The organism is Paenibacillus albidus (genome assembly GCF_014644435.1).
Lineage (GTDB): Bacteria > Bacillota > Bacilli > Paenibacillales > Paenibacillaceae > Paenibacillus_AQ > Paenibacillus_AQ albidus.
In genome coordinates, this window is record NZ_BMKR01000014.1 from 91,012 (window position 1) to 113,213 (window position 22,202).

Annotated in this window: 16 protein-coding genes; 13 read left to right on the plus strand and 3 right to left on the minus strand. The window is 50.4% G+C overall.

What is annotated here, in order from left to right; all coding sequences use genetic code 11:
• Nucleotides 1–78 precede the first annotated feature (78 nt).
• The 13 genes from IEY53_RS17670 (at nucleotide 79) to IEY53_RS17725 (ending at nucleotide 19,492) form a co-directional block, all read left to right on the plus strand.
• The gene (locus IEY53_RS17670) at nucleotides 79–420 is read left to right on the plus strand and encodes a hypothetical protein (protein WP_189027220.1); all 342 of its coding nucleotides are present in this window, start codon (nucleotides 79–81) and stop codon (nucleotides 418–420) included.
• 532 nt (nucleotides 421–952) lie between these two features.
• On the plus strand, nucleotides 953–3,712 hold the full coding sequence (locus tag IEY53_RS17675; protein WP_189027222.1) for an S-layer homology domain-containing protein: 2,760 nt from the start codon (nucleotides 953–955) through the stop codon (nucleotides 3,710–3,712).
• A gap of 93 nt (nucleotides 3,713–3,805) precedes the next feature.
• On the plus strand, nucleotides 3,806–4,342 hold the full coding sequence (locus IEY53_RS17680; RefSeq protein ID WP_189027224.1) for a hypothetical protein: 537 nt from the start codon (nucleotides 3,806–3,808) through the stop codon (nucleotides 4,340–4,342).
• A 173-nt stretch (nucleotides 4,343–4,515) separates the two neighbouring features.
• Nucleotides 4,516–4,788 carry an alpha/beta-type small acid-soluble spore protein gene (locus IEY53_RS17685; RefSeq protein ID WP_189027225.1) on the plus strand — a complete coding sequence of 91 codons (273 nt, stop codon included), beginning with the start codon at nucleotides 4,516–4,518 and terminating at the stop codon, nucleotides 4,786–4,788.
• A gap of 323 nt (nucleotides 4,789–5,111) precedes the next feature.
• Nucleotides 5,112–6,314, plus strand: coding sequence for a methionine adenosyltransferase (metK, locus tag IEY53_RS17690; protein ID WP_189027227.1), 1,203 nt, complete (start codon nucleotides 5,112–5,114; stop codon nucleotides 6,312–6,314).
• Between the two features lie 221 nt (nucleotides 6,315–6,535).
• Nucleotides 6,536–10,567, plus strand: a complete 4,032-nt coding sequence (locus IEY53_RS17695) for an Ig-like domain-containing protein (protein ID WP_189027229.1) — start codon at nucleotides 6,536–6,538, stop codon at nucleotides 10,565–10,567.
• A gap of 496 nt (nucleotides 10,568–11,063) precedes the next feature.
• A complete protein-coding gene (locus tag IEY53_RS17700; protein ID WP_229696211.1) occupies nucleotides 11,064–13,736 on the plus strand; it encodes a stalk domain-containing protein in 2,673 nt (890 codons plus the stop codon).
• Between the two features lie 57 nt (nucleotides 13,737–13,793).
• Nucleotides 13,794–14,954, plus strand: coding sequence for a sensor histidine kinase (locus IEY53_RS17705; protein WP_189027337.1), 1,161 nt, complete (start codon nucleotides 13,794–13,796; stop codon nucleotides 14,952–14,954).
• 4 nt (nucleotides 14,955–14,958) lie between these two features.
• On the plus strand, nucleotides 14,959–15,681 hold the full coding sequence (locus IEY53_RS17710; protein ID WP_189027233.1) for a response regulator: 723 nt from the start codon (nucleotides 14,959–14,961) through the stop codon (nucleotides 15,679–15,681).
• Nucleotides 15,682–15,961: 280 nt separating this feature from the next.
• Nucleotides 15,962–16,402, plus strand: a complete 441-nt coding sequence (locus IEY53_RS17715; protein WP_189027235.1) for a hypothetical protein — start codon at nucleotides 15,962–15,964, stop codon at nucleotides 16,400–16,402.
• A 140-nt stretch (nucleotides 16,403–16,542) separates the two neighbouring features.
• Nucleotides 16,543–17,517, plus strand: coding sequence for a hypothetical protein (locus tag IEY53_RS35900; protein ID WP_308424229.1), 975 nt, complete (start codon nucleotides 16,543–16,545; stop codon nucleotides 17,515–17,517).
• Nucleotides 17,518–17,642: 125 nt separating this feature from the next.
• Nucleotides 17,643–18,593, plus strand: a complete 951-nt coding sequence (locus IEY53_RS35905; protein ID WP_308424231.1) for a helicase-related protein — start codon at nucleotides 17,643–17,645, stop codon at nucleotides 18,591–18,593.
• Complete coding sequence (locus tag IEY53_RS17725; RefSeq protein WP_189027237.1) at nucleotides 18,590–19,492, plus strand: ComF family protein; 903 nt, start codon at nucleotides 18,590–18,592, stop codon at nucleotides 19,490–19,492. The genes IEY53_RS35905 and IEY53_RS17725 overlap by 4 nt, the downstream gene beginning before the upstream one ends.
• Here the strand turns inward: IEY53_RS17725 and IEY53_RS17730 are convergent.
• From IEY53_RS17730 to IEY53_RS17740, 3 genes are all read right to left on the minus strand, one after another.
• A complete protein-coding gene (locus tag IEY53_RS17730) occupies nucleotides 19,489–20,226 on the minus strand; it encodes an ABC transporter permease (RefSeq protein WP_189027239.1) in 738 nt (245 codons plus the stop codon). The two genes, IEY53_RS17725 and IEY53_RS17730, sit on opposite strands and share 4 nt — an antisense overlap.
• 1 nt (nucleotide 20,227) lies before the next feature.
• A complete protein-coding gene (locus IEY53_RS17735) occupies nucleotides 20,228–21,142 on the minus strand; it encodes an ABC transporter ATP-binding protein (RefSeq protein WP_189027241.1) in 915 nt (304 codons plus the stop codon).
• Nucleotides 21,143–21,246: 104 nt separating this feature from the next.
• Nucleotides 21,247–22,200, minus strand: coding sequence for a sensor histidine kinase (locus IEY53_RS17740; protein ID WP_189027242.1), 954 nt, complete (start codon nucleotides 22,198–22,200; stop codon nucleotides 21,247–21,249).
• Nucleotides 22,201–22,202 lie beyond the last annotated feature (2 nt).

Genomic DNA, 22,202 nt, shown 5'->3' on the forward strand with positions numbered 1-22,202 from the left:
ACATTAGTTTTGTAATCTGCGCCTGTTTACGATACAATAAATTAGAAAATAATTATTTCTGAAAGGTGAAAGCCATCGATGAAACCGATTTTAGCAAAAGCACAATTGGATTACATGAAAGCAAAGAATATGTTTGAGAATAGAGCAAAAGTGTTGGAGAAGGATATTGAGGCTAAACGTGCAGTCCAGGAGATTACTCAGGAGGTTATGGAAGAGCTGGTACAGGCTACAGGCTTCCATGATGCCTATAACGAGCTGGTGATTGCCGAGAATGCTCTCATTGAATGGTCACATTCTACAATCAAACATGAGAAGAGCTACCGTGAGAACCGTGTGGCCATTGACGCGATGTATGCGAATGTCAATTCCAGTCCGGAGAAACGTCAGGAATTGATCTTGCTGTCGATGAAAATCCGTTAGACCATAAGTTTTAGAGGAGCGCCGTTATCGGCGCTTTTTCTATTTCTATACTTTTATCAGTGTTCTGTGAACATGGGGTCAATTTTTAGAAGAAACAAGAAAATTTTGTTTATTACTTAGCAAATATTGTTTAATGACGATTAGTGATCCGCATGCTATACTAATTTCCGTAGCCACCCATCATTAACAATAGTTAGAAAATGATACATATGTAACTTCTATTGGGGCTTTGGGGCTGAGCCGAAAACAAAATGAAATTATTTTTGAAGAAACCGCAACTTTTCTAAAACTTCTGCGTTTAAGGTGTAGAGTCATTTGCACCAGGCACTGTTAAAGCCAACGCAGTAAAGCTCAATTTAGCCAAATGGAAAAATTAGCTTTACGTGACTTGAGGCACATTGTATAATACTTAGGTAGAATTAGGAATCTAGTATTGTCATGCCTTAAACTTGTTTACCAGTTTCTGTGATACCCGTCACAGACATTATTTATACTTAATTTGCTCAACTCGGGAAAGGGGGTGCATCGGCTAATGAGTGACATGAGCTACCCATCTAAAGAAAAATCTCAGTTCATGAACGTCCAAGGAGGAGAAAAAAAGGTTATGAAGAAAATTTTATCCGTAGCATTATCTACAGCAATGGCATTCTCGATGTTTGCCTCTGTAGCATTTGGTGAAACTGCAACAACTCCACAAGCGAAGTTTGACGCTTTGGCAGCTAAAGGTATTCTTAATGGTTACCCAGATGGTCAATCCCATCTTGAAAAAGATCTGACTCGCGGTGAGTTCGCTAAGATCGTAACTAAATTGTTCGGTCTTCCTGAAGGTTCCACCAGCAAATTGTCTTACAATGACAAAGGTTACAATGCTAAGAACTGGACTGTTCCTTACGTCGAAGCTGTAACTGCAGCTGGTTTGATGCAAGGTCAAGATAAAGTTAAAGGTATCTTTGGCTACAATGCTAAAGTAACAGTTGAAGAAGTAGCGGCTGTTTTGTTCCGTGCGATGAAACTGGAACAACCTACTACAACTGACAACAACGCTTCTGTATGGGCTAAAGGTTATGCTCAAGCAGTCATCAACGCTGGTCTGGTTGAAAAGAACGTTGCTTTCAAATCTAACGCTACTCGCTCACTGGTAGTAGAAGTTGCTTATGCATATGACCAAAAAAGTACTGTTCCTACATTGACTGTAACTTCTGCTGAAGCAGTAAGCCCAACTAAAGTGGTTGTTACTTTCTCTGACAAAACTACTATTAACGTAGATTTGCCTACTGCACTTGTTGCAGGTGTTGAACAAACAATCAGCTTCAAGCACCTTGAGAAAGACTACACTGCAAAAGTAACACTGCAAGCGCCTAAGGTTGTTACTGTAACAGCTCCAAACGCTAAGCAAGTTGTAGTTAAATTCAACCGTGCTATCGATCCTGATACTTTGGTTGAGACTAACACTCTGATCGAAGATGTAGTTAAAGTAACTGAAGTTAACAAAACAGTTAATGTTGCTAAAGACGCGAAGGTTGTTATCAGCGATGATGCAACTCAAGCTACAATTTCCCTGGATGGAAACACTTTCCTTAAGGGTAATTACACTGTAGTAATCAACGACACAATCAGAACAACTGCTGGTGAAGTAATTCCTGCTTACACTCAATTGCTGCCTGTAGCTGATGTTGTTGCACCAACAGTAGTTTCCGTATCTTCTGTTGCGAAAACAACTACTAATAAAGTATACGTTAAACTGAGCGAGCCAGTTAAAACCGCTGGATTGATTGCTTATGTAAACGGAACTGCTGCAAGTGTAACGCGTGACACTTACCAACCATTGGATGAAGTGACACTGACTACTGGCACGCTGAACAGTGGAACAGCTTATGATGTGTCCTTGACTAACCTCTCGGACTACGCTGGCAACCTGGCTACACCTAACCCGGTTAAAACAACTGTAACTGTATCTTCCGATGTTCAAGCACCGGTGGTTACAAAAGTCACTGTAATTGGTGACAAAGCAGTTGAGGTTGTATTTAACAAAGCAGTTGATTACAACTCTTTGGTAGGTAATGTTCGTTTGCTGGATGCTAACGGCGAAAGCAAAGGCGTATTCACAGTTAACACTACAAGCGATAACAAAACTTTCAAACTGACTAGCCCACTTGGCTCGTTGCCATCCACTGGTACATTCTCCGGTAGCATCGTATTTGGTGCAACCGTACGTGATACCATTGGTAACAACCTGGGTACTGCAGTAACTCAACCAATTACCTTCACTAAAGATACTGTAGCTCCAACAGTAACTGGTATTACTTACAAGAGCGGCAGCGGTCTGGTTGTGAAGTTCTCTGAAGAAGTTAATTATGTAGCTGGCGTGAAGGGTCTTACACTGATTAAAGATTCTTCAGGTGTTGGTACACCTATCACATCTACCCCAGTGAAATCTAAAGATGGTAAATCTTTGACTTTTGCTACTCCGGCTGGTGTTGTGGGTGCACACACACTGCGTCTGCCAGAAGGTTTGGTAACTGATGCAAGCTTTGCTAAAAATAAATTGGTTGCAACAGTTGTAGCTGTTTCAGGAAACGCCACTTCTTCCGATTCCGAAAGACCTAAAGTAACTAGCATTGTATATGGTAAAGATACTGATAATGACTATGTTGTTAATGTGACAGTATCCGACAATTCAGGAGTAAGTGTTGCATCCTTGACAGATGAAAACAGCTACACTATGGACAGCAAAGCATTGCCTGCAGGATCAATCGTCACTCTGGATTCTGCATCTGACAATGCGACTACAAGAACTGCATACATTAATATTCCAAAATCTGCGATCAGCGAAACTAAGGACTACAAGTTCTTGGCTAACGGTGTAGCCGATACTGCCGGTAACGGTGTTGAATCTCACAATGAAGTAGCGATCAAACTGCGTGACACTGTAGCTCCTAAGCTCAACTCTGCTGCTGTATCGTCTACTGATGCTGCTGTCCTGATCGTAACCTTCTCTGAGAATATTAAAGCAGAAAGTATTCAAAAAGAAGATCTGCAATTCCGTATCAATGATAAGCTGGTAACTCCTCTAACCTTTGAAAAGGTTGGTTCCAGTACTGATAAATGGTATGCTACATTCCAAAAAACAGACATTGATGCTTCCGCATCCTCCGGTACTCAAGATCTTAACGCTAACAACATCAACACAATCACTGTTAAGGTTAAAGAGAACGAAGGCACTTATACTAACAGCATCACTGACAACGAAGGAAACAAAATCGCTACTTTCAATGAAGTATCCGGTAAGTAATATTGTTCCTTGTGTAATACCGAAGTACAGAATAGCCTCTTCGGAGGCTATTCTTTTTTTTTAATCATTTTATATCCCTTAAGGAGGATATCCATGAAACCCGTATGGAAAGTCTCGATGGCTGCTGTATTGTTGGGTGGTGCTGTATGGGTTGGATCGCTGGTGAATCTGACGGCGGAAGGCGCCGGTGTTGGTTCGCAGCCGGGAACAGCAGATGATCCGGTAGTGACCAAAAGCTATGTGGATCAACAAATTCAGAAGGCTTTGCAAGGTGGTACGGTAACTGCGCCAAGTGCAACTCCTCCAGTCGCGACTACGGCACCTTCTGCTTCAGTGCCCCCTGTTGCAAGTACACCGAATGAATCTGTCATCGTGGATGTAAAACCTGGACAGACGCTTATAGCTTCAGCAGGTGCTGAATTTATCGTGCGTGCCGGCAAAGCAGTGATTTTCTCGGAAGATGCCAACGGCGTTGCTGATTTAACCGATGGGGTAGATTTAGCCAACGGCGTGGCGGCTACTTCCAATCATTTGTTGTCATTTCCGCGCAATGGGCGGGGGATCAAGGTTCAAGAAGGCCAAACACTTGGCTTAGTCGTTATGGTTCGTGGCGGCTATACTTTGAAATAACCTTGACCCCTTACTTAGCCCATTCCATATATAATCAGTATGTCCTGTAGTGTAGATTTTCATGCGCTATCGGAACGGATTCCCACAGTTAACAAACATTGAGGCGATTGAACAGAGCATGTTCGGCACACAATACTCTTGTATTCTTACAAAATATGCAGGAGGTGCAGCACATGGCACGTAATAATCGCACAGTGGTGCCTGAAAGCCGGGCAATGATCAAACAAATGCAATATGAAATTGCTGCTGAATTTGGTTTGTATGGGTCAGGTTATGGTGGCGGGGCAGATACTGAGTTTGCTTCCGAATTAGGTGCGCTGGGAAGTTCGGGCCGGATGGGGAGCAGTCCCTACCTGGGTCACCTGACCTCCAGAGACAATGGATCAGTAGGCGGAGAAATTACTAAAAGGCTGGTCAAGCAAGCCGAACAAAGCCTTTTTTCCTAATATCTGTGAGTAGTATGTCTGCTATTGTAAATCGCATGGGCAAGCATCCATTGGGACTCCTTTTTAATTAGGGGGACTAATTGGATGCTTTTTACGCTGTTAACACCCAATTGGGTGAACCGTTATAAGATTGACTGGAATTGACACCTTCCGTCAAATAAGATAATATGACTTTTGAGGAAAGCCTTAAACCTTTTCCAGCTGGAAAAGGTTCATTTTTTGCATAGCTTTGCAAATGAGATGGCAATCCAAGAGATACATCATTGGTGTTTTTTTACTTCATATATGGATTTATCTACGATCAACAAGGGAGGGTAATACACATGTCTATTAAAGGACGCCACTTGTTTACTTCCGAGTCCGTTACGGAAGGGCATCCCGACAAAATCTGTGACCAGATCTCGGATGCTGTACTGGATGCGTTTTTGGCCAATGATCCCAATGCCCGCGTTGCCTGCGAAGTAGCGGTTGCCACAGGCCTGGTATTGGTAATTGGCGAGATCAGCACGAAGTCGGAATATGTAGATATTCCTGCGATTGTGCGCAATACGATCAAAGAAATTGGCTATACTCGCGCAAAATACGGGTTTGACTACAACACTTGTGCAGTCTTGACCTCATTAAATGAGCAATCCGCTGATATCGCCCAAGGGGTAAATGCAGCTCTGGAGCATCGAGATCCAGCACAGGTTGCTGAAGAAACTGCCAATATTGGTGCTGGCGATCAAGGGCTGATGTTTGGTTTTGCAACAAATGAGACACCTGAGCTAATGCCGCTGCCGATTGCTTTATCCCACCGCATTGCCCGGCGTTTGTCTGAGGTGCGTAAGAATGGTACTTTGAGCTATCTGCGTCCGGATGGCAAAACGCAAGTCACGATTGAATATCAGGATGAAAGACCGGTACGGGTGGATGCGATCGTGGTATCGACTCAGCATGCGGAAGAAATCTCTCTGGAACAAATTCAGGCTGACATCAGAGAACACGTAATTTTGCCGGTAGTTCCCGCAGAGCTGCTGGACGGCGAAACCAAATATTTCATTAATCCGACAGGCCGTTTTGTCATTGGCGGACCACAAGGGGATGCCGGACTGACTGGCCGCAAGATTATTGTGGATACGTATGGCGGGTATGCACGCCATGGCGGCGGTGCATTTTCGGGTAAAGATCCGACCAAGGTAGACCGTTCTGCAGCATATGCAGCCCGTTATGTAGCTAAGAATCTGGTAGCGGCTGGTCTGGCTGATAAATGTGAGATTCAATTAGCGTACGCCATTGGGGTAGCCAATCCTGTGTCGATTAATGTGGATACATACGGAACAGGTAAAATCAGCGAAGAGAAACTGGCCCAGTTGATCAGCCGTAATTTCGATCTTCGTCCTGCCGGAATTATATCAATGCTAGATTTGCGCAAACCGCTGTACAGACAAACTGCCGCTTATGGTCATTTTGGACGTACAGATGTTGATCTTCCTTGGGAACGTGTAGACAAAGCAGAACTGCTGCGAGCAGAAGCAGGTCTGTAGTTCTCAGAGCTAACCAAGCACTTATTCTATTTCAAGAACCCGCAAGATCGATTGCTTCTTTTGAAGTGAACGGTTTTGCGGGTTGTTTTGCGTTGAACTGTCTATTAGTAGGCGATATTGTGCGTATACAGTAAAGGCTACTAAACTTTGGAAGCCTTTGTACCGAAATAAAAGAATATACATAAAGACGAGAGTATGGCTTGAGAGGAGTCTATTACGACATGAAAAAGAAAGTTTCCATATGGACAGCGCTCATATTGGCAGGAAATTTGTTACTGGGGGCAGGTAGTCCATCGATTGGCCTCGGGACTACGGCGGTGTACGCCGCCGCTGAATTCGGAATAACAACCTCCCCGGCTGCCGGAGCAGCCTATGTGGAGGTTGGAGCTTCCCTCAGACTGAGTTTTGATCGGCAGGTAAGCCCGCAGAGCGGCGAGATTACCATTACACCTCAAGATGCGGCTACCCCTTTTGTCACCATCCCCATCGGCAGCTATGGATTAGTCGGCAGCTCAAATGCGTATGAACTGAAGCTTGGGGCGAACCAGCAATTTGCCCCCAACAAGACGTATACAGTGACTATCCCCAAAGGCCTGTTCAAGGACGCTTCCGGGGCGGAGTCTGCTCTGACTACATGGTCGTTCACTACCGCGCCACAGGGCAATGCAGCGATTACCGCCAGCAGCTTCTCGCCGGCCAATGCTTCCCGGATAGAAGCAGGAGCATTATCACAGCTGAAATTCAGTTTGAACAAAAAGCTAAACAAAGGCGGAGGCTCCATCAGACTGCTATCTTCCGCTGACAACTCCACCCTTCAGGTATTTAAAATACAAGACGGGGAAGCGGCCGTTGATGTCCAAACTACGGACACTTCAACAACCGTATCACTGCGGCTGGATAAACCATTGGCTGCGGGCGGCAACTACTATGTACTGATTGACGCGTACGCATTCAGGGATGATGATTTCACCACCTTCCCTGGCATATCCAGTGGAAATGTATGGAGCTTCTCAACATCAGGTGCAGCGGACATTCCTGTCACTGTAAATCCTGCCTCGAATAGCGGGAATGTGGCGGCGACGGCAAATCTGCAGCTTACCTTTGACCGGCCTATGATGCCTGCCTCGGGCACCATAACTGTGTCTCCTGGTGTGACAACTGATGCACGTACAAAATGGCTTAACGTGAACTCCACCGCTGTTACAGGCGGAGGCAGCCGGACAATCACTTTACTTCCGGCCTCTGCGGAATCTCCATTGTTGAATGGCACACAATATACCGTGACTATACCCCAAGGGGCTTTTTACGATCAGGATGGACATGTCTTTCCTGCCTCCGGGCCGTATACCTGGACTTTCACCACTGCTTCCGTTACAGGGATTGCTGTAGCTTCCTTGAATCCAACGGACCGCAGTGAATCGGTAGACGTCAACAAAGCAATAACCCTGACATTTAACCGGGATATGAAGTATAACAGTACTGTGGCGAACGGTGTGGTTCTTTTCAACAGCAGCGGTGTACAAGTGCCATCGACTGTGCATACCGGATCATCGGCGAAGGAATTCGTGGTTAAACCCAATGCTGCGCTGGAGTCCAATACAACTTATTATATCGATATCGCCAAAGGGGCTTTTTCGGACGCCAGCGATCCGCTTGCGGTCTATGACGGATTAAGCGGCAAAACATCCTGGAGCTTCAAAACAGTCTCTCTGGATAAGACGGCACCGTCGCTTACCTCCACCTACCTGGAGAATAACCGGACGATCCGTTTAAAATATGATGAAACCCTGAGTTCTTCAGTGGGTCTGCTGACATCCAGCTTTCAGGTAACGGTCAACGACGAAAATCGTGCCATAGACAGTACCTATATTATGGGAGACAGTGTGTATGTGGTGCTCGGTACAGGAGTAGCTGTAGGACAGGTTGTTAAAGTCACCTATACGGGCGGGCTGCGCAGTATTCAGGATGCCTCCGGAAATATCGCCAGCACTTTTTCGCTCAGATCCGTCTCGAATACGATAGAATCTGCTTTTCCTATGCCGAAAGATGGCAGAGTATCGGGCAGGACCGTTACGCTGAATTTTAATGATTCGCTCAAAGGTATCTCTCCGTATGCTTACAGTCAATTTACAGTAGCGGCAGACGGATATTCGCTTGGAGTCAGCGAGATCAGATCCAGCGGATCAACAGTATATCTGACCCTGGACAGTGATGCTGCAAACGGGCAGGCGGTAAGAGTGTCCTACTTTGCCGGTTCCTATCCTTTGCAAAATACACTGGGGCAGAATATTTCTGACTTCACCGACTTCTATATCCGTAACAGCAATGACACCATTGCTCCGGTGTTTCAAAGCGCAACCGGCTCCGGCAATAAAATAGTCATTGCTTATAATGAAGGCTTGGCTACGACTGGCTTACCTTTAAACAGCCAATTCTCTGTTTTGGTAGGCGGAACACCAAACTATGTGACCAATGTAGCCGTAAGCAACAGTTCGGTGACACTGACTTTGCAAACTGCGCTGGCGGTTACACAGAATGTAACACTCTCTTATGTACCGGGTACAGCGGGGATCGCCGATCTGAACAATAACCGGGCGCCGTATATCAACCTGCAGCCGGTGACAGTATCTTCATCCACTTCTGTGTCTGAAATTAGCAGTGCAACAGTAAATGGAGATCAGCTTACAGTTACCTTCAGCAAAAATATGCAAACCTCCTCAGCCCTGCATGTGAACCAGTTTGGCGTGCGTGCGGACGGAAGCAGCGTTGGAGTTCAAAGCTATTCCCAATCGGGAAACACATTAAATTTGATCCTCTCCAGTGTCGTAAAAAGCGGGCAGACGGTTGATTTATCCTATATGACCGGTGCGGCACAAATCAAAGATCTGAACGGCAATGTGTTGTCCTCCTTTACATCGCTCGCTGTAAAGAACTTGACGGGAACCTCCGCGGGAACGGGGAGCCGCCCGGCATATTTGGGAACCCTGGCTGCCAGTGAATTTGGAGAAGAATATCCGCTGCTGAAGAGTGACTCTTCAACGGCTGTGGATGACCGTTCCGTATATAATGAATCTGTCAAAAGATATGGTCTCGCAGCAGATCGTGTAGCGGCAAGTTATGAGTATTTGGCCAAGCTGGGTACGTCCACCCTGGCTTTTGAGGTTCCCTCCACGGAACGGGCCGCTTATGTGACAGTACCGCTCAAGCCGCTCCTGGATGCGGTCAACCGCAACAAAGCGGCTAAGCTGGTGATCCGCCATGGGGAGAGTATATTCACAGTGGCATTGGCAGACATTGATATGGTTGGACTCGCGACCAGCTTGATTGCGGACAGCAGCAACATTTCACTTATATTCCGTATGGAAAAGGTTCCGGTTGGAACGTTTGCTCCTTTTGAGAGCAAGCTGAAGACTCAGGGAATGCAAAGCGTGACCGATCTCATGGATTTCCGCCTGACGGCTGTGGGCAGTGCAAACTTATCCAATGCTCAGGCCATCAATGTAAAAGGTGAATATGGGGTTCGGACTACAGCTACATTAAATGATGTTCAGACCTCTGCAGCAAGGTTGGATCTTACGTATTATGATGCAGCCTACCTGCCTACCAAAATCAGCAAGGCAGGAAGTTATACGATGATCCGTGCCCGTACTTCGGGGAATCTGGTAGTGGGGACATTCCTGTCCACCCGGTCATTTGCTGATATGGGCAGACATTGGAGTAATTCGATTGTTGCGGAGTTGGGTGCCAAGGGCATTATCGACAGCAGCTACGGCACAACATTTATACCGGAACAAAAAATTACCCGGGCCGAGTTCGCTGTCATGATCAGCCGGGGACTCGGCTTGCAGGGAGACCGGGAGATGGCTCAGCGGTTCAGAGACGTACAGCCGTCTACGCAGGTCGGTGACTATATCGGGGCAGCAGCCAAAGCAGGCATTATCACCGGTAATACGGATGCAACGTTCCGGCCCAATGACAATATTACTCGTGAGCAAATGGCGATTATGATTATCCGGGCGATGGAATATACCAATCATCCGATTACCTTAAGCGGCACGCCGGCAACGGCATTGAATGCTTTTAAGGATAAAGCCAAAATCCAGAATCTAAGCGCCGAGTTTGTGGCCAAAGCTGTGCAAGCCGGGATCATCCTGGGGATGACGCCAACCGAATTCCAGCCGCAAGGCAATGCTACCCGTGCTCAAGGTGCGGTGATGCTGCAGCGGATGCTGAAGCAGGCTGATTACTTGTAAGAGAGCGCAATTAGGAAGTGTAATAAAAGTATAACGGGGAGTGTCCCAGAAGCCATGAAATGGCTGTATGGGACACTCCTTTCGTTTGTTCTGGAGCAGGATACAGATGAACACTATGTGGACGCTTCGTGAACGGACCGTTGTTTGGGCTGCTGTTCTTTTGGTGAAGTGGAAATGCCACCTAACCCTGAACTGAAGGAGCGGTTTCTTTGTCCATTCAATAGATCACGGACCATAGTGAGAGACTTATATAGGAGCCCCCGGGCTTGAACCCCGACTTTTGCGAATTTTATCCTCTAAAGCTCGTAATCTCTTAGAAATCGCAACTTTTCCACCTGATTACAGTCTATTAAAGGTGTACCGGGAAATTAGATTTTTTGAGTTTCCAGACTTGGATAACGGATATGGACTGTAAAAAAAGTGATGGGAGAGTTACGCTGAAATGAATGAAGTTGTCATGAATAAGAGAAACAAGGAAGCTGTGCGGGGAATAAAGATGTCGTCTGCAAAAAAATGGGTGGCCGCCTCCTTGGCCGGTGTCCTGTGGATCATGCCAGTTATCGGCAGTGAAGGAATGCCGCAGTTTGGACAAGCAGCACCAGCAGCTTCTGCTGCCTCTGCTGTTACTGTGAATAAGCTGGGAGAAGAAGTCATTACTTCAGGCGCGATTATGATGAAGTACAAATATACTACGACACGTTCCGGGAAACGTGCGACGGGCCTCGCGGATGTCATTCGCGTAGACCTGAACAATCCCTATGTATCTGTTGATGTCATGACCGGCAAAGGCGGCAACCTGACTACCCGCCAAAGCACCGGCGGCATGGCCAAAGAAACAGGCGCAGTGGCTGCCGTAAACGGCGATTATTTTAATACAGGCGGTGAAGGATCCCCGATTGGCGGGCAGGTTACAGCGGGAGAATTGCTCTCAACACCGTCCCAGCTTAACGGAATGTATGCTTTTGCAGTTACCAAAGACCGGAAGCCCCTGATAGACGAGTTCACATTTGAGGGGAAAATAACGGCGGAAGATGGTGCGCAGTTCCCGCTCTCCGGCATCAATAAGGGAGCCTATAACCCTGAGGGTGGCAGTTCTACATACAGTCATGCCCACGCTATGTATATTTATACGGATGCCTGGACGGCCCTGGAGCGGCCGAAGAACAGCTCTACCACACCGACGGAAGTTTTGGTAGAGAACGGAGTCATCACGCAAATTTCAGAGAATGCCGCACTGCCTATGGCTGTTCCCAAGGGAGCTTATATTTTGCGGACCCATGGACTGGCTGCACAATATGTCACCGCTCATCTGACAGTAGGGCAAAAGCTGACCAGCACCTATGCACTGATATCCAAAACGACGCAGCAGCCACTGGACCCGGCAACTCTGCAGACCATGATTGGTGGACATACCATTCTAGTGAACAACGGGAAAGCGGCTACGTTCTCCAGATCCACTAGCAGCATAGGGGGCGTCCGGGCGCGTACCGCACTCGGATATTCACAGGACGGCCGTTATGTATATGTAATAGCCGTGGAGAAAAACAATAACAGTTCAGGCATGTCCCTGACCGAGCTTCAATCTTTTATGACAGGCATCGGGGTCTGGAAAGGCCTTAATCTGGATGGAGGCGGCTCTACAACCATGGTAGACCGTCCGCTGGCGGAGACAACAGCTACGCTCACCTTTGATACTGAGTACGGCACAGAGCAGCGCAGCATTGTTAATGGACTGGGGGTATATACCTCGGCTCCAAAGGGTGAAGTCAAAGGCATTAAGATCAGCGGAGACTCCGTGCTGCTCATTGGTCAGAAAGCAAGCTATTCTTTAAAAGGTTATGATACCTACTATAATCCTATCGATGTAGCTGCCGGTAATCCGGCCTGGAAATCAAGCGGCGGCAGCGCTACGGTCAGCGCCGGGGAAGTAACGGCAGTGAAGCCGGGAACCGTCACGCTTACGGCTACGAGCGGCACGGCAAATGCGTCTACGGAGGTTACTGTTCTTGGCGGTGAAGATCTGACCAGCCTGACAGTGGGCACGCCTACGGCCCCTTTGAAGGCGGGAGCTTCGGTCTCAGTGCCTGTAACTGCAGCAACAAAGAGCAATGGGAAGGTTACAGTACCGAATTCGGCGCTGAAGTGGGAATATGTCGGCTTTGAGGGCAGTGTTCAGGACGGCAAGCTCACTGTGAATTCCGTGAAGGAAGGGGTCTCTACCGGCTATGCGATCGCCCGCTACGACGGTTTTAGCACAGCTGTTGTACTCTCGACCGCAGCGGCCACTTCCTGGGAGGATTTTGAGAATGTGACGTATCCGCTCGCATTCACGACCAATGTTCCGGCTGTAAAGGGAACGGCAGCTGTAGTTGCCGGAAACGGGGAACGGGCCGGCTCCAAAGTGCTGTCCCTGGGCTATGATATGACTGCCGGCAGCGGCAAGATGTACGCCTATGCCCAGTGGAACGGCACAACAGGCAAAGAGGTTCCGGCTGCGGCGACTGCGATGTCGCTGGATGTGATGGGAGATATGAGTCTGAACTGGCTGCGGGCTGAATTTGTCGACAACGGCGGTGCTACAGTATATGTGGACCTGGCCAAGATCATCGATTGGAACGGCTGGAAGAACCTCAATATTGATTTGTCGGGTTCCGGAATGAAATTCCCGGCTTCCTTGAAGAGATTGTATGTTGTGAATGTGGAAGAGGGCCAGGATGAGCGGGCCAAGACAGGTACGGTTGCTTTTGACAACATCAAATTCACCATGCCTTCACTGTCCAGTGAAGCGGGGCTGCCTAAAGGTTCTGCAATGATGAGTATAGGTTCCAAGGCCATTACCGTGAATGGTGCTAAAAAAGCAATAGATGTAGCGCCTATTATGAAGGACGGCAGTACGTATGTGCCGATTCGGTATGTGCTGGATGCGTTTGGCGGAAGTGCGGCCTGGGATCCGGCTACGAAAAAGATAATGGTGCTGCGCGGTTCAAAGGCACTGGATCTAACCCTGAACAAAAAGGAATTCATTCTGAACGGAAAACGCCAAAGTGCCGAAGTAGCGCCTCTACTCCTGCAAGGGAGGACTTTAGTACCACTGAGATTGGTTTCCGAGCAATTAGGTTTGACTGTAAAATGGGAACAAAAAACGAAGACCGTAACTATTGAATCATGATATGTTAATATAAAGGTAAGCCTTTAATATGATCCGATAGAAATGGGGCAAGCATCCGTGGAATTTCAAGCCGATGCGATTGATCGCGTGATAAAGAACACCATCGACGTGATGGAGAGCAGCAAGTATCAGATTTTTGAAATATTGCAGGTTGCACGGGATGAGCTTGTTGCACTCACCAAAGAACTGCAGCGGGTAATGGAAGAAACGGATGAAACCTTGTTAAAAGTAGACAAACTGGAGATTCAGTATCATCGTTCACGGATCCGGTTGACGGAAGTCAGCCGGGATTTTGTCCGCTATACGGAAAAGGACATTCGGATTGCTTATGAGAAGGCAACGGAGCTTCAACTGGAGCTCATGATGACCAGAGAGCGGGAAGTCTATCTGCGGAGCAGACGCGACGAGCTGCAGATGCGGGTCCGCAGTGTGGAGAATTCTGTGGAGCGCGCTGAATCGATTGGTTCGCAAATGAGTGTGGTCACGGAATATTTGTCGGGAGAATTGGGACAGGTGACGAGAATTGTCGAATCCGCCAAGAATCGACAAATGATTGGTCTCAAAATAATCCTGGCTCAGGAAGAGGAACGTAAAAGAATTGCCCGGGAAATTCATGATGGTCCCGCACAAATGCTCGCAAATCTAGTCCTTAGGACGGAAATTGTAGAAAGAATGCTGGTAAAGCAGGAATTCAAGCTGGTGCAGGACGAAATAGTAGACTTGAAAGGGCAGGTTCGATATAGCCTGGAAGAAATGCGCAAGGTTATTTTTAATTTACGTCCCATGGCGCTCGACGATTTAGGACTGATTCCGACACTGAGGAAATATGTGCATGACTATGAGGAGAAAACGAAGATCCGAACCACTTTTGAAACAAGGGGCAAGGAGCACCGGTTAACCTCGGCGATGGAAGCGGCAGTCTACCGCCTCGTTCAGGAAGCACTTTCCAATGCTGCGAAACATGCCTATCCGAGCTACGTGCTGGTGGAAATTACATACCAAGCGCAGTTGATCAAGATTGTCGTCAAGGATAATGGGCTAGGCTTTAATGTGCAAAAAATCAAGAGTGAGCAGGGCAACCGTGAGAGCTTTGGCCTTGTAGGCATGCGGGAACGCGTGGAACTGCTTGAGGGAAGAATGGAAATTGAATCAGCCGAGAATCAGGGAACAACAATCGTAATCCATATTCCGACGAATGTGGAAAAGGGAAAGGAGTAATGTGATGGAGAACCAGAGCTCTGGCAAAACGCCCATTAAAGTTCTTTTGGCGGATGATCACCAGCTGTTTCGTGAAGGACTTAAGCGCATTTTGAACATGGAGGAGGATATTGAGGTCATCGGCGAGTGCGGTGACGGTATTCAGGTCCTGGAATTCTGCAATATTACTAAACCGGATATTGTTCTGATGGACATCAATATGCCGATTGAGAACGGCGTGGAAGCCACGCAAAAGCTGCGGGAAATGTTCCCGGAAGTTAAGGTCATTATTTTGTCCATTCATGATGATGAGAGTTATGTGTTCGAAACCCTGCGTAAGGGTGCGAACGGATATTTGCTGAAGGATATGGAGGCAGAGTCTCTGATTAATGCCATTCGTTCGGTTTGTGAAGGACATGCCTTTATTCATCCCAAGGTTACCGGCAAGTTGATTAATCAGCTGCGCCGTATGACGTATTTGAATGAGACGGGTGCAATGACGGAAACGGCCGTAAAAGAAGCCGGTGTTAAATTCGTGGCCGGTGACAACAATCCGTTAACCCGCCGCGAAGCGGAAGTTCTACGGCTGATGGCCGAGGGCAAAAGCAACAAGATGATCGGGGAATATTTGTTCATTAGTGAAAAAACCGTTAAAAACCATGTCAGCAGCATTCTACAGAAGATGGAAGTAGACGATCGTACACAAGCTGTAATTAATTCGATCAAATACGGCTGGGTCACCCTGTAGCAAGAGCATAACGTTTAACTGAGCGTTTTGGAGAATCCTAATATTCTAGAAAATCGTTACATATATTAATCTCTGCCTGCAGCAGCGATTTGGTATTGTTTCTATCTGCCGCCATATTCGAATTTTGCAAAATGCTGATTTAAATAGGTACCTGGCAGTAAAGCAGAATATGATTACTATAATGGGGGGCAGGGCCTGTTCCCCTCTTCGGGACATTGGGCAGTCACCGACCTTTTGCAGCCGGCATATATTGTCGGTATACAAGAGGAGGTGCATCTCCATGGTAGCCCAGTTAATATGGATAGCGGCCGTCTATGCATCCGCAGTAGCCAGTATTCATTTCCTGCATCACCGGGAGCAGACGCGGAAGATGTTTGCCGGGAAGTGGCTTCATTATATTTTTATTACCCGCAATCATGAATCGGTGGTGGAAGGATACATCCGGGCACTGGCTGTTCATTCTTTTTTGACAGGCAGGCGATTACGTGTGACCTTTATGGATGAGGGGTCGGACGATGCAACAGCAGGGATTCTTTCCAGGCTGGCCCATAACGGGTGCTCTGTGGAACTGCAGGCATGCAGGCTGGCTGTTCATACCGGGGAAGAACTGAAGCAGCAAGGTTATGTGGTTGACTTACGGATGTCCGGTGAATATGGGCAGCTGCCCTTTCTGCGGACGGCAGGAAGCAGGGGATACGGATCGAAGCGTGGCGGATTGTAAGTAAATATGTGAGCAACGGGTGAAGCACACTCTCCAATGGATGGGGGAGTGTGCTTTTTTGTGTTTGCCGGAAGAGAACAAGAGGATGCCAAGGAAAAGGAACGGAAGATTAAAAATGTGCTTAGGGAGGTTCGTTGTTTATGAAAATAGCGGTGTATGTTGTGGATTATAAAGGAGACTGGAGCTTGTGGATTTCCCTGGCGCTGGCTGTGGACACTTTATGGTGGCAGGGCACGGATGAGGGCGGGGATTATGCATCTCCGGGCTGGAACCGCAAGCCGGCAGAGCAAGTGGTGATCCTTTCGCCTTCGCTGCCGCTGGGCTGGGCCATCAAGCTTCGTGAAGGCTTTTTGGCTAACAGCGGGATGCGGACATGGGGATCCAAGGAATGGGGGGTGTACATCGACCATCATCTTGAGCAGGAAATCAGGGAGGAACGTGCAGCGGGCGGAAACTGGCCCGAAGGCTGGGCAGCCCAAGGCATCAGGATTTGGCGTTCGGGCGACAAGAACTGGGGCGGGCTTGGGACCGCCCTGGAGAATGATGGAAGAGCGTTCCATAACGCTGCCTGGCTGGCTTCACCTGGAGCAGAGGCACAAGCAGACTTATGCGGTCTAGCGGATCAGCTGATGCTGGCTGTTGCCGGCCGTTCTTTGCTTACGCCGGAGGTGGAGGCTCTGCTGCTGGAGCGGTGCCCGCTGCTTGGCGATGATTGGCGCCGCGCAGCCCAGCTGGCGCATCTGCAAGGGCGGCTGAACCTCGCCGCCGCTGTGGGTGAGCGCGCTGCGGGCCGCTTCGCTCCGCAGCACCGGGGACGCCAGCTCCCTGCGGTCGCTGGCCTATGGGCCCGTGCGGCGGCCGCCTGGCTGCCGCCCAGCTGGCGCGCGGCTTCGCGCGGCGCCGTGCCGCAGCGCGCTGCCTGCGCTGCGGCAGCGTCCCCACCGGCCGCACGGCCTGCGCCGCGTGCGGCCTTATGGGCTGCGCCTATTGCGAGGCCTGCCTCGCTCTCGGGCGCAGCCGGGCTTGCGCGCTGCTGCTGCGCCGTGCAGCGCTTCCGGCCGTGCGGGCCACGGCCGGTCCTGGCCCCGCCGTGGCGGCACGCCGGTGGGGCTTAAGCGCGGCGCAGGCGGGGGCCGCCGGCGCTGCGCTGAGGTTCCTGGCGGAGCCGCGGCAGCGCTCCGCCGGCCCGGGCCCAGAGCGGTTCCTGCTCTGGGCTGTGACGGGAGCCGGGAAGACGGAGATGATCTTCCCGCTCCTTGCGGCCGTGCTCGCCGCCGGCGGGCGGGCGCTCGTAGCGACGCCGCGGCGCGACGTCGTCCTTGAGCTGGCGCCGCGGCTGGCCAAGGCCTTCCCGGCGGAGACGCTCGCCGTACTCTACGGCGGCAGCCCGGACCGCTGGGCAGACGGGCAGCTGACGCTGGCAACGACGCATCAGCTGCTACGGTTCCACCACGGGTTTGACCTGGTGATCATAGATGAGTTGGATGCATTCCCCTACCACAATGATCCGATGTTGGCCTTTGCGGCAGAGCAAGCCTGCAAAGCAGATGGACGCTTTATTTATTTGTCGGCAACCCCTCCGAAGGAGCTTCAGCAGCTGGTCAAGTCGGGCAGACTTTCCCATGCCAGAGTGCCGGTGCGCTTTCACGGCCATCCGCTGCCGGTCCCGCAGCATCTGGTGATGGAGTCTGTCCAGCAATGTCTTAAGCACGGCAGGCTGCCCCGCAAGCTGGTGCAGGTGCTGCAGCGTTCTCTGGACCGCGAAGCCCAGATCTTCCTGTTCGTGTCACGCATCGCTTATATTGAAGGACTGCTGAAGCTACTGCGTCGTTGTTTTCCCGGCAGGTCGATCGAGGGGACATCTTCCCGGGATGCTGAACGGGCCGAGAAGGTGTCCGCTTTCCGCAGACGCGATATCTCGCTGCTGGTGACCACCACCATTCTGGAGCGAGGCGTTACCGTCCCGCGCAGTGATGTGATGATTCTGGATGCGGACAGCAGCCTGTTCGATGAGGCTTCGCTTGTGCAAATGGCTGGCCGGGCGGGAAGAAGCAAAGACGATCCCGCAGGATATGTGGTGTTTGCTTCCGCCCAGTGGAGCGGGGCACAGCGGAGGGCCATTGCCCAGATCCGCACAATGAACGGTATTGCCCGCCGTCAGGGTTATATCCACAAGGAGGGATTATTATGAACATCAAGCCGCTTGCATGGTTAAAAGGGGCCCAGTCGCTACTGGCCCCCTCGAATCCTATTTGTCTGTCTTGCGGCAAGCGAGCCCGCCTCTCTACCCGGCTGCCTGCGATTTGCACAGCCTGTGCTGCAGCCATTCCCTGGATCACCCGCCCGCGCTGCCGCAAGTGCGGACGGGCGACAGGCTGTCCGGACTGCAGCCGCAGCGGAGAACCTTCGCCCATCGTCTGCAACCGCAGCGCAGTTGCTTACACCGCGGACATGCGTGATTGGCTGGGGAAATATAAGTACCGCGGCAATGAGCGGTACGCCCCTTTGCTCGGCACCATGCTGGACCGTGCTTATGATATGCTGGCGGCCCAAATGGAGCAGGCCACACAGGATCCGCTTCTGCCGGCTTGCCTTTGCCCGGGTCCGGCACGAACGGGCTGGCCCATCGCCGTCCGCTGGCTGAAGCGGCAGCCCGTTTCCACAGCCGCGTCCAGCTGGCAGGCAGATCTGCTCATCCCTGTACCGGTCAGCAATGCCCGCCTGGATGAGCGTGGCTTTAACCAGGCCGAGCGGCTGGCGGATGTGTTGTCCCGGCTCAGGGGCATTCCGCAGCTGCCGTTGCTCGTCCGCACCCATCATACCGCCAAGCAGAGCTTTAAGAGCCGGGCCGAACGGCTGGCGGATATGAAGCATGTTTTCGCAGAAAATCCCGACCCGGCGATTAGACCGATGTTAGAAGCAGTTGTGAACGCCAATGGGCCTCTGAGACGCCCGCTGCGGATTATTATTGTAGATGATATATACACAACTGGAAGCACGATCCGCGCCTGTGCGCTGGTGGTGGGACACCTGGCGGCTGAAAAGGGCTATGGCGCAGAAATCTATAGCCTGACTTGGGCACGGTCCTAACTGCGGATCTCCATCTTCACCGTATGAAACAGCAGAATACTCATAGTAACAACAAACATCATCAGGTCTACCAGCAGGACCCGGCCTACAGGAAGAGCGGGCGAACCGGAAATTATCGATATATAGGACGAGACGTACATAGAGAAAGGAGAATAGGAAGAGGTGTTGATAGCCGTTACCATTGGATTGGTAATCATGAGTCCGATTGCGGCTATAATCGGCAGCAGGATGGAACGCCCCAACTGGCTGAGCCACACAAACAGCGGAACCAGGGCAAGCTGGCCCAGCAGTGAGATACCTGTTCGCTGTAGCTCCTGGACCAGTATTTGCGCCGGCATAACCTCCCCTTTATAGATCCAGCTAGTGAAGTACAGTCCGGTGAATTCAAAGGCTTGGCACAGCAGAACAATGAATCCGACCATAACTGTTTTCGAGAGAATGATGGAAATTCTGGACGCCGGATAGGTGTATAGGATGGAGACGGTGTGGTCTGTATATTCCCTGGAGATCAGCTGACCGGCGATAAGGCCCATCCAGATTAGTACGATAAAGAAACAATAGAACATCTTCTCATTCCCAAAATAGTCCAGCCACGGCATGGTCTGACTGTCAGCGAAGCGCAGTTTCTCCGAGAGCCGCAGGCTCATGAACAGCAGCGGACTGAACAGGCCAACCACCGGCAAGGTCCAGAACAGGCCCGATCTGCGGAATTTAAGCCATTCATTGTAAAGCATCTTAAGCCAGCTCCTTTCTGGTGGTGGCCCGGATGAAAAAGTCTTCCAGAGAATCGGTCTGAATCGTCAGCTCTTTCACTTCAATGCCTGCTTCGACGAGCCGGCGGTTGATGGCACCGCTGTCCTGAAACCCTTCGTACAGGCGAATTATTCCCTGCTCCCATACCTGAAAGTTGGTGAGATGAAGCTCGCGCTCCAGCAGTACGGCTGTACGCTTTTCATCATCGACCTTGAGTTCAAGATAATGGCGGTTTTTGCCCTGAATGTCCTCATAATCGAGCTGTTCAATCAGCCGGCCCTGGTGCATGATGCCGATGCGGCTGGCCATGAGCTGAATTTCACCCAGGATATGGCTTGAGATCAAGACGGTAATCTCCCGCTTGCGCTGCAGGTCGACGATCAGCTCACGGGTTTCCTTAATGCCCAGCGGGTCGAGTCCGTTGATCGGCTCGTCGAGAATCAGCATATCCGGCCGGTGCATCATCGCCCGGGCAATACCCAGACGCTGCTTCATGCCCAGCGATAGCTGTTTGGCTTTTCGGTGTGCAGTCTTCTCCAGCCCCACCAGTTTGAGATATTCCATCACGGTTCCTTTCTCGGGAATGCCGCTCATCCGGCGGTGCAGCTCCAGATTCTCCGCTGCGGTCAGCTGCGGATAGAAGCCGGGGGTTTCGATGATTGAGCCAATCCGTCCGTAAAGGGGGCGGGTCAGCGCATGGCCATACCATTCGATCTGGCCCGAGGTAGGCTTAACCAGCCCGAGTAGCATGCGCAGCGTGGTGGTCTTGCCGGCGCCATTTTGGCCCAGCAGGCCATAGATATCACCGGGTTCAACCCTCAGATTCAGATTCTCGACGACACAGGACTTGCGGTACAGCTTGTTTAACTGGTGTGTTTGCAAAATGGGATTCGACACGGGATCACTCCTGTATGTAAGGTATGGCTTAAGGATAATCCCCTATCCTTACGTGAGTATGAAGCAAATCTTACGTTTTCTTTAAGTGCGGGTGCCGGCGCAGATCAGCGCGGAACTTCGGGAAGTTGCATAATGAAAGAGGTCCTCTCACCGGGGACAGAGCAGGCTTCCAGACTTCCGCCAAGCTTCTCCGCCAGATGTCTGGCAATGGTCAGTCCAAGTCCGCTGCCGCCGCTGCCGGAAGAGCGTGACGATTCAAGCGTATACAATCTCTCAAAAATAAAAGGCAGGCTCTCCGCGCTAATCCCCGGTCCGTTATCCCACACTTCAAGCCGGATCTGCTGTCCGGACCGGTCAACCCGAACTCCTATGTGCCCGCCGGCGGACCCGTACTTCAAACTGTTGGACAGCAGGTTGGAGACAATACGCTCCACTGCCAGCCGGTCCCCCAGCGCATAGAGATTGTCTTCGGTGAACTCGATTTCCGGCACAAGCGAGAGGTTCTGGAATGCGGGATACAGACCTGCCAACTGCTCCTTGACCAGACTATTGATCTCCAGGGGGACGGACTGCAGGGGCATATCGCCGGCTTCCATTTTGGCCAATTGAAAAAAGGCCTCCAGCAGTTCGTGCATCAAGCCGGATTTACGGTAAGCGATGTCCACAAACTCCCTGATCTCTTCAAGACTGAGACTCCGGTCCATCTGAAGCGCCTCGAGATACCCGAGGACAGAGGTCATAGGGGTACGAAGATCATGAGAGATATTGGATACGAGGCGTTTGTGGGCAGCCTCGGCTGCCTGTGTCCGCGATTCGGCCGTTTGCAGCCGGTCCAACAGCCGGTTTAGAGCAATAGCCAGCTGCTGCAGCGCGGGACTGCTGTTATGAATCCGTACTCTGGCGTTGGGAGTGGCAACGGGATGCTCTGCGGTATCTGCTTTTTGCTCCACAAAAACCTGCAGCTGTCCCAACTCCCGCTGAAGACGGTAAAACTTGAAGCCGAAGATCAGTGCGGCCAGCAGGGCCAGCAGAAACGCAGCCGTTAGCAGAAGGATCATGC